10 protein-coding genes and 1 pseudogene are annotated in these 13132 nt (G+C 59.4%); 3 read left to right on the forward strand and 8 right to left on the reverse strand.

Going from position 1 to position 13132, the window contains the following annotated elements; all coding sequences use genetic code 11:
• Positions 1 to 134: 134 nt before the first annotated feature.
• The 7 genes from pseI to ABE957_RS15345 all read right to left on the reverse strand — a co-directional run bounded on the left by pseI (position 135) and on the right by ABE957_RS15345 (position 8000).
• Positions 135 to 1187, reverse strand: a complete 1053-nt coding sequence (pseI, locus tag ABE957_RS15315; RefSeq protein WP_349759533.1) for a pseudaminic acid synthase — start codon at positions 1185 to 1187, stop codon at positions 135 to 137.
• Complete coding sequence (gene pseH / locus ABE957_RS15320; protein WP_349759534.1) at positions 1184 to 1729, reverse strand: UDP-4-amino-4,6-dideoxy-N-acetyl-beta-L-altrosamine N-acetyltransferase; 546 nt, start codon at positions 1727 to 1729, stop codon at positions 1184 to 1186. Before pseH ends, pseI begins: the two co-directional genes overlap by 4 nt.
• Positions 1726 to 2841, reverse strand: coding sequence for a UDP-2,4-diacetamido-2,4,6-trideoxy-beta-L-altropyranose hydrolase (gene pseG / locus ABE957_RS15325; protein ID WP_349759535.1), 1116 nt, complete (start codon positions 2839 to 2841; stop codon positions 1726 to 1728). Before pseG ends, pseH begins: the two co-directional genes overlap by 4 nt.
• 46 nt (positions 2842 to 2887) lie before the next feature.
• Positions 2888 to 3595 (reverse strand): pseudaminic acid cytidylyltransferase, encoded by a 708-nt coding sequence (gene pseF, locus ABE957_RS15330; protein ID WP_349759536.1) that lies wholly within the window; start codon positions 3593 to 3595, stop codon positions 2888 to 2890.
• Positions 3592 to 4755, reverse strand: coding sequence for a UDP-4-amino-4,6-dideoxy-N-acetyl-beta-L-altrosamine transaminase (gene pseC, locus ABE957_RS15335; RefSeq protein WP_349759537.1), 1164 nt, complete (start codon positions 4753 to 4755; stop codon positions 3592 to 3594). The genes pseF and pseC overlap by 4 nt, the downstream gene beginning before the upstream one ends.
• A complete protein-coding gene (gene pseB, locus ABE957_RS15340; RefSeq protein WP_349759572.1) occupies positions 4755 to 5753 on the reverse strand; it encodes a UDP-N-acetylglucosamine 4,6-dehydratase (inverting) in 999 nt (332 codons plus the stop codon). The genes pseC and pseB overlap by 1 nt, the downstream gene beginning before the upstream one ends.
• 225 nt (positions 5754 to 5978) lie before the next feature.
• On the reverse strand, positions 5979 to 8000 hold the full coding sequence (locus ABE957_RS15345) for a polysaccharide biosynthesis protein (protein WP_349759538.1): 2022 nt from the start codon (positions 7998 to 8000) through the stop codon (positions 5979 to 5981).
• An 819-nt stretch (positions 8001 to 8819) separates the two neighbouring features.
• On the opposite strand from ABE957_RS15345, the gene tviB reads away from it, so the two are divergent.
• The 3 genes and pseudogenes from tviB (at position 8820) to ABE957_RS15360 (ending at position 12347) form a co-directional block, all read left to right on the forward strand.
• Positions 8820 to 10097: a Vi polysaccharide biosynthesis UDP-N-acetylglucosamine C-6 dehydrogenase TviB gene (gene tviB, locus ABE957_RS15350; protein WP_349759539.1), complete on the forward strand. Its 1278-nt coding sequence runs from the start codon at positions 8820 to 8822 to the stop codon at positions 10095 to 10097.
• Positions 10098 to 10173: 76 nt separating this feature from the next.
• Positions 10174 to 11060: pseudogene (locus tag ABE957_RS15355) on the forward strand (UDP binding domain-containing protein).
• 36 nt (positions 11061 to 11096) lie between these two features.
• A complete protein-coding gene (locus ABE957_RS15360; protein WP_349759540.1) occupies positions 11097 to 12347 on the forward strand; it encodes an O-antigen ligase family protein in 1251 nt (416 codons plus the stop codon).
• Positions 12348 to 12680: 333 nt separating this feature from the next.
• Here the strand turns inward: ABE957_RS15360 and ABE957_RS15365 are convergent, their stop codons facing one another.
• Positions 12681 to 13106, reverse strand: a complete 426-nt coding sequence (locus ABE957_RS15365; protein WP_349759541.1) for a DUF488 domain-containing protein — start codon at positions 13104 to 13106, stop codon at positions 12681 to 12683.
• Positions 13107 to 13132 lie beyond the last annotated feature (26 nt).

Raw genomic sequence — 13132 nt, forward strand, 5'->3', positions numbered from 1 at the left:
ATTGAGGCGATCCATGGCGAGCTAGTAGGGTCCCGAGACCTCATGCTGTAATGAGCCCTTGGTTTCTCACACCCTACGCCGCTAATGCCGGGGATGCTCACAGCGTCGTATAGCCTGTGCAGCAATGCAATAGGTCATGAGAGGAAATCGAGTCTTACAGGAGAGTACTGGCCAACATCTCTGACAACCTTTTTTCCAATGATTTCAGATAATCGCTTGGGGTGTAGGCCATACCCCGGCCGCACGCTCCTCACCGCATCCTCGGTAATCACGTCCCCTGCCTTTAGATCCTTCACGAAATACAGTGAACGCCGGAACTGGGCGTTGCCCTGCTCGCTGGATTTACGGCCATAGTCGACCTGGCCCAGCGCCTGCCAGGCGGTCTTCGCATCGCGACAAAGGGCGGCGAGCTCCGACGGTTCCAGGGAGAAACTGTCGTCGGGACCGCCGCCGTTACGATCGAGGGTGAAGTGCTTCTCGATCAGGCTGGCGCCGAGCGCGACGCTGGTGATGGCTGTGGTGTTGTCGATGGTGTGGTCGGAAAGGCCGGTGACCAGTCCGAAGCGGTCGATCATGTCGGGGATGGTGCGAAGGTTGTAGTCCTCGGCCGGGGCCGGGTAACCGCTGACGCAGTGCAGGACGGCCAGCTGCTCACAGCCGGCGCCATGGGCGGCGTTGATGGCCTCCTGGATTTCCTCTGCATCGGCCATGCCGGTGGAGATGATCACCGGCTTGCCGGTACGGGCGACGTACTCGATCAGCGGCAGGTCGACCGCCTCGAAGGAGGCGATCTTGTAGGCCGGGGCGCCCAGCTCTTCGAGCAGGTCGACGGCGGTGGCGTCGAAGGGGGAGCTGAAGATGGTGATGCCGAGCTTGCGGGCGTACTCGAAGAGCGGCTGGTGCCACTCCCAGGGCATGTGCGCTTCTTCGTAGAGCTCGTAGAGGGTGCGCCCGTCCCACAGACCGCCCTTGATCGTGAAGTCGTCACTGTCGCAGTCGAGGGTGATGGTATCGGGCCTGTAGGTCTGCAGCTTTACGGCATCGGCACTGGCCTTGCTGGCTTCCTCGATGATGCGCATGGCGGTTTCGAGCTTGCCATTATGGTTGGCGGAAAGCTCGGCGATGATATAAGGCGGCTGATCCGCGGCAATGCGGCGACCGGCAATCTCGATAGCTGGATGAGTCATGGTATGGAGGCTCCTTGACGCGTCTGCCAGTCGGCGGCGATCAGGCCAAAGCCGATGACATCATGATAGGTGTGGCCGTCGAAGTGGTGGTCGCGCAGACATGCTTCCCGCATGAAGCCCAGGCGTTGATGAAAACGGATCGAGCGGTCATTGCTCGCCAGGGCCTCGCCGCACAGCTTGTGCAGGTCGAGGTTGGCGAAGGTGTGCGCCAGCGTTGCCTCCCCAAGTGCTCGGCCACTGCCGCGGGGCGCTTCAGGGGCGAGGTAGAAGCCCCAGACGGCGCGCCTGGCGCAGGGGTCTACCACGTGCAGGTTGACGAAGCCGAATGGCTCACCAGCAGCGCCAGCGCACTGCCGCTCGACGACCAGCAGATGCCTGTCGACGTCATCCCGTGCCTGCTGGAACCAGCCACGGTGTTCGTCGGCACTGATCGCATGTTGGGTATACATGAAACGGCGGACCTCGGGATGGTTTCGCCAGGTGCGGATGCGTTCGAGATCCTGTTCCCTCAGCGGGCGAAGGTGGACGCTGTCATCTGTCATTCGCTGAGACCTTCCTGAGCGATCTCCCACATGGCATGGCACATGGTGGCCGTGCCGTCGCCAGCGGTGAGCGACGCGGCCGCCTCACTCATCCGGGCCAGCGCCGGCGGCCGAGTCAGGGTTGGCCAGCGCGCTGGTAGCGTACTCAGTTGCGCGGGCGTGCCGAGGTTAACGGCCACGCCGGCGGCATCCAGGGCCTCGGCGATCGGCTGCTGATTCTCCGCCAGTACCACCATCAGCGTCGGCAATCCCAGGCAGCAGCGCTCCCAGGAGGTACTGCCGGCGGCACCGATTGCCAGATTGGCACTCGCCATGTGCTCGGCCATGTTGGTCACATTGACCACCACCTCGGTGGGCCAAGGCAGGGTCGCTGCCTTGGCCTGGACTGCGTCCCGCCATGGCGCCGAGGCGCCCATGACCAAGGTGATACGACAGTCGTCCGGGAGCGGGCAATCGCTGAGGGCGCTAAGCACGTCAGTGGTGGCATTGTCCTTGTCCACCCCGCCCAGAGTGATCAACAATTCGCGAAGCCGCGGGGTACGGCGGCGCGCCAGGCTGGTCTCGCGCAGGCGGGCGAACTCGGGGCGCAATAGCGCATGGCGCGGGCCGATCAGACAACGGCAATGCGCAGGCACCAGGCCGGCATAGTCCTCGACCCGGCGGCCCAGGTTCTGGTCGAGCAGCAGGTCGGCGTGGTGCTCACGATCAGCGAGGTCATCGATCACCAGCAGCCGGCAGTCCGCCGGTGTCACGCGAACTTCCCAGCGGGCGTCGAGTGCATAGTGGTCGACCACCAGCCAGTCGGGGGCCAGGCGTTGCACGACCTTGATGCACTGGGCCGCATCCGCTTCCCAGGTGGTACCCAGCCAGTCGGCGTGGGCCGGTTGGGGAGTGCGCGACGGTTGGCCTGCGGCGGCGGGGGCGCCTGGCTGGCCGGTCGGCAGCCGATGGACAGCGAAGCCGCGGGCCTGCAGCAGGGCGAGGGCATGCCCCGGATGTTCCCGGCAGAGGAAGTGACACTCGGCTCCACGCTTGCGCAGGGCTTCGGCAAGGGTCAGGCAGCGCATCACATGGCCGCTGCCGATCTGCAGCGAGGCATCGGCACGAAACACGACCCGCGGCGGGCGACTGCTATGCCCCCGGGTATTCGCTACTGCCTCAACCACCCGCCTGGCCCTCGGCCTGCAGGGCCTGGAACAGCCATTCGGCGCGCTGCCAGTCCTCCGGCGTGTCGATGTCCTGCACCCGATGGCGCGGCAGGCAGACCGGAACGGCATGCTCGCCGAAGATGGGGGTGCCGGCGCACCAGGCCGCGGCAAGCCCCCAGTAGAACTGGCCGGCGTCATGCCAGGTCTCCTCGAGGTCCTGGGAGCGGGTGTGAAAGTGCTCGGGCTGGAACATCGAGACGCGCCCCTCGGCGGTGAGCCGCAGCGCTCGCTGGATCGGGAAGGCGTAACTGGTCACCGAGAAGGCGTAGTCGACATCATCGCCTGCCTGCAGGGCCTGCTCGCCGGCCCACAGGTCGTCGGTTTGCACGAAGGGCGCGGTTGCATAGAGGCAGCAAACCACCTCGGGTGGCTCGCCCTGCTCCCTCAGCCACTCGACGGCGTGGGCGATCACCGGAAGGGTGCCGGCATGGTCGTCGGCCAGCGCGGCGGGACGCATGAAGGGCACCTCGGCGCCCCACTCGCGCGCCACCGCGGTGATCTCGTCATCATCGGTGGAGACGATCACTCGCGCGAAGCAGCCGCTGGCCAGCGCGGCCTCGATCGACCAGGCGATCATCGGCTTGCCACAGAACATCTTGATGTTCTTGCGCGGGATCCGCTTGCTGCCGCCCCGGGCGGGAATAATGGCAATGTTCATGAGCCGGACAGAGCCTGTTTCAGCGCCGCCACCACCGCATCCTGCTCGGCATCGCTCAGGGTGGGGAACATCGGCAGGCTGATCGCCTCGGCATAGTAGCGCTGCGCCTCGGGGAAATCCTTCGCCTGGAAACCCATGGCCTGATAGTAGGGCTGGGTATGCACCGGGATGTAGTGAAGGTTCACGCCGATCCCCTGCTCGCGCAGGCGTTCGAACACCTGACGATGCGTGGAAGCGATCTGGTGGCGCTTGAGGCGGATGACGTAGAGGTGGCGCCCGGAAACACTCTCCGGGTGCTGCCAGGGCGTGGTCACCGGCAGGCCTTGCAGAAGGTCATCGTAGCGGGAGGCCAGGGCATTGCGCCGGGCCACATAGTCGTCCAGCCGCTCGAGCTGGCTGAGGCCCAGCGCCGCCTGCAGCTCGGTCATGCGGTAGTTGTAGCCCAGATCGATCTGCTGGTAGTACCAGGGGCCGTCGCCCTCGTGGGTCATCAGCGCCGGATCGCGGGTCACGCCGTGGCTGCGCAACAGGTTCATGCGACTTGCCAGCGCGTCGTCGTTGGTCAGCGCCATGCCACCTTCAGCGGTGGTGATGATCTTCACCGGATGGAAGCTGAACACGGTGATATCGCTGTAGAGGCCGCTGCCGATGTGGTCATTCTGGTACCGGCCACCGATGGCGTGGGAGGCGTCCTCAATGATCCGGAAGCCATAGCGCTGGCTCAGGGCATGGATCGCCTGCATGTCGCAGGACTGGCCACACAGGTGCACCGCCACCACCACCTTGGGCAGGCGTCCTTCCTGCTCGGCCTGTTCGAGCTTGGCTTCCATCGCCTTGGGGCAGAGGTTGTAGGTGCGCGGGTCGATATCCACGAAGTCGACCTGGGCACCGCAATACAGGCCGCAGTTGGCCGAGGCGACGAAGGTGACCGGCGAGGTCCACAGCCAGTCGCCTTTCCCCAGGCCAAGTGCAAGGCTGGCCACATGCAGCGCCGAGGTGGCGCTGTTGACCGCCAGCGCATGGCGGGCGCCAAACTTGTCGGCCACCGCCTGCTCGAAACACGGCACCCTGGGGCCCTGGGTCAGGAAGTCCGACTGCAGCACCTCGAGCACGGCGTCGATATCGGCCTGCTGAATATCCTGGCGTCCGTAGGGGATCATCAGATGGCTCCGATCTTTTCCCTGTTGGCGTCTATCCACGTCTTTAGCATGTCGTCACTCATCCACTCGGCATTGTTGTCGCTGGCGTAGACGAAGCCTTCCGGCACCTTCTTGCCATCCTTGATGCGATTGACGTCCTGGTCCCATTTGTTGATGGCCGGCAGGATCTTGTAGTGCTCGGGATACTCATAGGTGTAGTAGGCATCGTCGGGGCCGATCATCTGCTCATGCAGTTTCTCGCCGGGGCGGATGCCGACCTCTTCCTGCTTCACTTCCGGGGCCACCACGCGCGCCAGGTCGCTGATTTTCATGGAGGGGATCTTCTTGACGTAGATCTCGCCGCCCTCCATGTCCTCGAAGGCGTGCCACACCAGTTCCACGCCCTGTTCCAAAGAGATCATGAAGCGGGTCATGCGCGCATCGGTGATCGGCAGCACGCCCTTGTCGCGGATCGACGTGAAGAACGGGATCACCGAGCCACGCGAGCCCATGACGTTACCGTAACGCACCACGGCGAAGCGTGTTTTATTATCGCCTGCATAGGAGTTGCCGGCCACGAACAGCTTGTCAGAGGTGAGCTTGGTGGCGCCGTACAGGTTGATCGGGCTACTGGCCTTGTCGGTGGAAAGCGCCACCACCCTCTTTACACCCTTGTCGATGCAGGCATCGATCAGGTTTATGGCGCCCATCACATTGGTCTTGACGCACTCAAAGGGATTGTATTCGGCAGTGGGCACGATCTTGTTGGCCGCCGCATGCACCACGTAGTCCACCCTGTCCAGGGCGCGGTAGATGCGGTCGCGGTCGCGCACGTCACCGATAAAGAAGCGCACACGAGAGTCCCCATCGAACTTCTTGGCCATCTCCCACTGCTTCAACTCGTCGCGCGAGAAGATGATCACGCGCTTGGGGTTGCAGCGCTCCAGCAGCATGGGAATGAAGGTATTGCCGAAGGAGCCGCTGCCACCGGTAACCAAAACAGAAGAATCATCAAACATTTTCATAAAAATAGCATATTATTTAATATGTCCATGATGTAACGCCCCCTGGTTTCTGCACATCCCACGCCGCTCATGCCGGGTGTTCTCGTGGGGCCACATAGCCCAGAGGTCTTCGAGGCCCGAATGATCGCTTAGACCGGTGTCCGCCAATGCTGGTAAGATCCGGTAGGTACTGGCGCTGGCGCTCTTGCTTGTACCGGGTGGCCTAAAGTACTGTTCATTTTATGAATCCAAGGGGCAGTTGTTGTAATTTTTCATCAAGATATTCGTCTTCATATGCTGTAATGGAGCATCTGAATTGTTTTTTTCCGCGAAGTCAGCAGAATGTGTCGCAGGCATTTCAGAAACCTCTCTACCAATACACCACAGTTTGTCTACGATAGGTGTTTGAGGACAAAAGCCTGCAGGTGACTGTAAGATTAGGTTGTGAAGTGTCTTGATGTCTTGCGAATTTATTGCTTCCTGAAGGTTGTCCATGAATATTTTTAGCTTCGGCCACTTCCAATAGGGTTCTCGTGCACTATGAATTCTAGGGTGATCTGTGCCTGTTGCATTTTTTCCGATCAACAATTCTTCAAATAGTTTTTCTCCGGGGCGCAACCCGGAATATATTATTTCGATATCACCATAAGGGTTTTCTTTGCTTTTGATTTCTAATCCTGAAAGCCGGATCATTCGGCTAGCCAGTGCCGAAATTTTCACCGGTTCGCCCATATCCAGCACGAAGACATCCCCTCCTTTTCCCATGGCTCCTGCCTGCAATACAAGGGAAGCGGCTTCTGGGATTGTCATGAAGTAGCGAGTAATGGATTCATGGGTTACGGTCAATGGACCCCCCTGAGCTATTTGCCGACGAAAAAGAGGAATGACGGAGCCCGAAGAACCTAACACATTACCGAATCGTACCATGCAGAATCGAGTCTTATCTTGAGAGTTTGCGAATGCCTGGCAGATCAGTTCTGCCAGGCGTTTTGTTGCCCCCATCATATTGGTAGGGCGCACGGCTTTGTCGGTGGAAACAAGTATGAAGTTTTCGACTTCAGCGGCAATTGCTGCCCTTGCCGTGCTCAACGTACCGAAGACATTATTCTTTATGCCTTCAATTAAGTTGTATTCGACCATGGGAACATGCTTGTAGGCCGCAGCATGATAAAGTGTCTGGACGCGGTATGCCTTCATGATGCTATTAATGCGTTTCTCTTCTTGAACTGAACCTATCAAGGCTATTGATATAGTGGGTCTTTTTTCATGAATTTGTATTTCTTCGAGTTCTTTTTCAATCGTATAAAGTGCATATTCACACGTATCTAACAAAAGCAGTTTTTTTGGTCCTAATCGCATTATTTGGCGGCTTAGTTCAGATCCGATTGATCCTCCCGCACCCGTGACCATCACCACTTTGTCTCTGATATTAGCATCTAAAAGATCAAGGCGAGGTGGAACGGGATCTCGTCCAAGCAAGTCTTCCACTGCGACGTCTCTTATCTGACCTGGTTTTGCATCTCCGTTTACTATCTCCTCCATCCCCGGAATGGTTTGTATGGTAACGTTCATGTTTTCCAGTGATGCGATGATTTCCTGACGCCGAGATCGGGATATGCTTGGCATGGCTAGAAGTATCCGTTCAACCTTCATCGTGCTGATCAGGTGATTTAGGAAATCTGGCGAATATACTTTGATCCCTTCTACAATTGTTCCATGCATACCTTTCCAGTCGTCAACAAAGGCTATCGGTATGAATTCTGATCCTTTCCTGAGAGAACTGACCAACTGCGAACCGGCCGTGCCTGCTCCGTATATGATTACCCTAGCCTTGTGTCGCATACTGTTACGATGAAAGAGGCTGCGTGAAAAAAAACGAATACCTCCCACTGAGCACATGGCGAGAATTGAATAGATCGCGAGTGTTGAGGCATGCAATGAACTGCCCAGAAGAGCTGATGTCGTCCAAATGACCAGTGATGATGCCATGACTCCCGCAGCAAGAGTATGGAGCATCTTTACCCCAACGTAACGTATCAATATGCGGTATAAGCCTAGCCAGAAGAATATGGCTAGCGTGATCGGCAAAGTAATTAACAATGTCATTGTGATATGGGGGTCGAGCAACGGTGCCATGCTTTCCTGTTTTAGAATAATGGCCAGTAATAAGCTTGCGGATAGTAAGGGGGCATCAAGGATAAGTTGGATGAAGCATTTCTGTCTCCGAGAAAGGCGTAAGGCGCGTTGCAGTATCCAGCTCATTTTTTGTTCCCTTGTGCAGAGGCATAAATAATAAAGGCATATTATTTTTTATTCGTTTGTTGATTAAAATATTTAAATTTCTATTTTTGAGATTATGCGCAATATATTTTGCCATGCTATAAGCTTCGCTAGATTTTGATATCCTGTAATCTATTGTAACCTTTTGCATGAATGTCACAAGTTTAAAGCTCTGGTGTCTTTTCAAGGATGCATTGTTAGATTTTTAGACTTAAGGCATGGGAGTTGGTATGAGAATTTTGTTTTTTATTTGTAACTTTTATTATTTATTTTTATTTTTTTCTCTAGCCGCCTCACCCATGAAGTAGTAGATATCTGGCTCTTGGTATGTATTAGGTGTAAGTGTTAGGGCATCACTGCTCGGGGATCAGGCGTCAAGCTGTCAATTGTCGAGCAGGTGCTCGTGGACCTGCTGATCTTCTGTGTCTGCAGCGGTTCCGGCACATCCTCAAGCTAGGCTTAGGGCTCATTGTCGTTCTTGGACACTGTATTCAAGCAATAAGCGCTGACCTGCGGTGTCCAAGGCTCCTGAGTATTCCCCCCAGGAACTCCTGCGCCGTTGTCCGATAGCCAAGATGCTTTCTGGGACGATGATTCAGCCTTTTTCGCGATGATCTTCCGTGTCGCCGAATCTTGCATTTCAGACACCAGAGCTCTACCAAATTTCCTCTCCTTAGAGAGCTCATATCGGCCGAGGTGAGCAATTTCATCTTCTCGTGGTATGGGCAGCCACCTAAGGTTACACAATGTAACCGTAGGGCCGTTGTAATGGGCAATGGCGATCAATCAAGGAACCAACAGATGCCGAGCATACACAATGTTCACCTGGGCGTGATTGGCCTAGGGTATGTGGGGTTACCGCTGGCGGTAGAGTTCGGCAAGGTGCTGCCCACCGTGGGCTTCGATATCAACGCCACGCGTATTGGCGAGTTGCGTGATGGAATTGACCATACTCTGGAGGTGGAGCCGGAACTGCTGGCCGAAGCGACCCAGCTCAGCTTTGCCTGCGAGCTTGAGCCCCTGCGCGCATGCAATGTGTATATCGTGACTGTGCCTACGCCCATCGATGCCAGTCGATGCCCTGATCTTACTCCCTTGATCCGCGCCAGCGAGACGCTGGGTCAGGTAATCGGCCAGGACGACGTGGTGATCTATGAGTCCACCGTCTACCCTGGCGCCACCGAGGAGGCGTGTGTTCCAGTGGTGGCTCGTGTGTCAAACCTTACCTACAACCGTGACTTCTTCGCCGGCTACAGCCCGGAGCGCATAAACCCGGGCGACAAGGAACACCGGGTGACCGCCATCAGGAAGGTCACCTCCGGCTCCACCCCGGAAATCGCCGACTTCGTCGATGCGCTGTACGGCAAGGTGATCACCGCCGGCACCCACAAGGCGAGCTCCATTGCCGTGGCAGAAGCCGCCAAGGTGATCGAGAACACCCAGCGCGACGTGAACATCGCGTTGATCAACGAGCTGGCGGTAATCTTCAATCGCCTGGGGATCGATACCGAAGAGGTGCTGGAGGCCGCCGGCACCAAGTGGAACTTCCTGCCATTCCGCCCCGGGCTGGTTGGCGGCCACTGCATCGGCGTGGACCCCTACTACCTGACCCACCGAGCCCAGCAGGTGGGCTACCACCCGGAGATGATTCTCGCCGGACGGCGTCTGAACGACGGCATGGGCGCCTACGTGGCCGGCCAGCTGATCAAGAAGATGATCAAACGGCGCATCCAAGTGGAGGGGGCCCGGGTGCTGGTGATGGGCCTTACCTTCAAGGAGAACTGCCCCGACCTGCGCAACACTCGAGTGGTGGATATCCTCAGTGAGCTTTCTGACTACAACATGGTGGTGGACGTCTTTGACCCCCAAGTGAACAAGACCGAGGCCCAGGCCGAGTACGGCATCCGCCCCGTGGAGCAGCCTGAGAGCGGCGTCTATGACGCTATCATCCTCGCTCTCGCTCATCGCGAGTTCCGCGCGCTGAGCACAGAGAGCATCCGGGCCTGGGGCAAGCCCGAGCATGTGCTCTACGACCTCAAGTACGTGCTGCCCAAGGCCGAGGCAGACCTGCGGCTATGAGAAAATGACGGACTGATACGCAAGCGCTGGTTGTGCCGTCGTGTGACGTCAGAATAGTTGAACAGAGAGGTGAATAATGAAGATCACGATCTTTGGCACGGGCTATGTCGGGTTGTTGACGGGGACCTGCCTGGCCGGTGTGGGCCACGACGTGCTGTGCATGGACGTGGACGAGGCAAAGAGCCAACGGCTGAAGGATGTAGAGATCCGCATAGTTTGAACCGGGCCTTGAGCGTATGGTCCAGGAAAACGTGAGTGCCTGACGGATGCGCTTCACCACTGACACGGCGGAGGCGGTGGCCTTCGGCAGACTGCAGTTTATCGCCGTGGGCACACCGCCCGACGAGGATGGCAGCGCCGATCTCCAGTACGTGCTGGTCGTGGTCAAGACAATCGGGGAACACATGGCGGAGTACAAGGTGATCTTCGGCAAGTCCACCTTGCCAGTGGGCACCGCCGGCGACGTGGACTACCAGGCCGAGCTGCTGACCGCGGTGGAGAGCGTGAACCGGCGCCAGAAGCGGACTCTGTTTACCAAGCTGGCCCAGGCCTTCGGGGGGAGTTTGCCGGCAAGACTATCGCCCTATGGGGCCTGGCCTTCAAGCCCAACACCGATGACATGCGCGACGCACCAGCCACACCCTGATGGAAGCGCTGTGGAAGGGCAGCGCCAGGGTGCAGGCCTAAGACCCCGAGGCGATGCGGGAGTGTCGCGGGCTCTGCGGAGAGCGCGATGATCTGATGCTGTCGTGGGATCGCATCCAGGCGGTGAAGGGCGCCGATGCGCTGGTGATCTGCACCGAGTGGAAGGACTTCCGCGCGGTGGATTTCGCCTGACCGAAGCAGCAGCTGGCGATGCTGGTGGTCGTCGACGGCCGTAACCTCTTCGATCCCCAGAGCATCAAGCAGGGCGGCCTGATGAATTATGTCGTGGGACGCGGGGATTCACTTCGGAAGACATGAGCGCGATGGCATTTCCCGGTCCTCATGGAGTCCACAATGACCTTTATGCAGGGGCTGGCGGCCGCCGGCATCGTGGCGACCATGGCCTTGCCGGTGCTGCTGCCTGGCGGCTATTGGTGGGGCCCACTTTGGCTGGGGCTGCTCGGACTGCTGGCCCTGATGGGCCGGTTGATACCCGGCTGGTTGAGGGTGCGCCCCCTGTGTCGCCTGGGCTGGGGTCTGGCGCTGATACTGCTGCTGTTCGGCGCCTCTCAGCTGGCCATGGCGGCCTATCATGGCGAGTTGCTCGGCTTGTGGCCGTTGGTCGTGCCGGTGCTGCTGGCCTTGCTGGCGTTGCCGGCCCTTCACGCCTGGCTGCCGTCGTTGACCTGGCTGTGGACCGGTCTTGCGCTGGGGGGGATGACGACCGGGGTCTGGGCATTATGGCAGGCGTTGAATGGCGTGCGGCGGGCCAGTGGCCACGAGCCGCTGCATGCCATCCTCTACGGAAACCTCAGTCTGCTTAGCGGTGTGCTCTGCCTGGCGGGTATCGGCTGGGCGCTGAACGGGCCCCGGCGGTCTGGCTGGTTGGCGCTGCTGGCGCTGGGTGCCCTGGGCGGAGTGGCGGCTTCGGTGCTCTCCGGCACGCGAGGGGGCTGGGTCGCGCTGCCCCTGATCCTGCTGGTGTTTCAGCGTGGCTTCGGTCGTTGGCTTCCTCGGGGGAAGGCCGCCGCCTGGTGGCTGGGTGCGGGGGTGCTGCTGGCCGCACTCTATGTGTTACCCCAGACCGGGGTACAGCATCGCGTGAGTCTGGCGGTGGCCGAGGTAGAGCATTATCTAACCGGTGAAGAGGCCAAGACGAGTTCGGTGACGACGCGCCTGGAGATGTGGCAGGGGGCGCTGGGCCTGATCGTCGAGCGGCCGTTGCTGGGACACGGTGAGGCGGGTTACGAGGAGGGCGTGCGTTCGCGGGTGAAGGCTGGTGAGATCGACCGAGCAGTGTTGGCACATGCTCATGCCCACAATGACCTGCTCGACGCCTGGGCCAAGCGTGGCGTGCCGGGCCTGGTCGCGCTATTGGGCCTCTACCTGCTGCCGCTGTGGCTGTTTCGTAGCGGTTTGAATCATCCCGATAGCTCGCACCGCGCGCTGGCCGTGGCGGGGTTGCTACTGCCCGTGACCTTTCTCGATTTCGGTATGACCTACAGCTTTCTGGCCTACCCGGTTGGCACGGCAGTTTTCTGTGGCTGGTTGGTTGTTCTGTGGACTTTCTACCGGCACACGCCATTGTCACGCAAATCGGGCTAACGCATCACGAATCCTGGTTGGCGCCGGATGATGAAAATGAGCCAAGACGCCGATTGTGCCCCTACAAGGGTAGCGGCAATACTTCATCCGGGTGTGATCAATGGGCGGGCGACATGGAAGACCTGTGTGGTTGGGTCTCGATGTGCTCGACCCCGAGGAGATCCCATGCTTTTGCAGTGTCCACACTGTCACGGGTTCGGCGTGTACAAGCTTAAGCGGCGTTGGTGGCAACGCCTGCTCAAGCTGGAGCGCTATCATTACTGTGTCGATTGTGATCGTGTCACGCCGCGTTCCTCATTGATGGAAGTCTGTTGAGGGGGCACAACCGCGACATCATGTGTCCTTGAGACTCCCCAGATAGCAGGGCGAGGAGGCCGGCTCGCGGTCTGTGACGTCTTCGTCATGCAGGGCCTGGAGGAGCGCCTGGCGCAGCAGTGGCAGGTGTGATCCCTCCAAGTCCCGCGCCGCCGAGAGCAGGGTCAGGCGTCCCTGGCGGACATGGCGCATCAGCGGAACCAGGCACTCCGGGGCGTCACGCAACTCCCCCCGATAGCGAGCGGCGAAGACCTCCGCGCTGATCTCCTGCCGATGGAACTGCCGGCGCAGGGTCGGCGAAGGAGAGGCATCCCGGTACCAGTCGGTGAGGGCGAGTCCCTCGCGGCGCTTGCCGCGAGGCCAGAGGCGGTCGACCAGCACCCGGGCGCCGTCCTCGGCGTCGACCGGTTGATAGATGCGCTTGAGCGCGATGTCGTAGGTCATGGCTAACCCCAGTCGTCAGGTCTGCG

Source organism: Halomonas pelophila (genome assembly GCF_040196315.1).
In the GTDB taxonomy this organism is placed as follows: domain Bacteria; phylum Pseudomonadota; class Gammaproteobacteria; order Pseudomonadales; family Halomonadaceae; genus Halomonas; species Halomonas pelophila.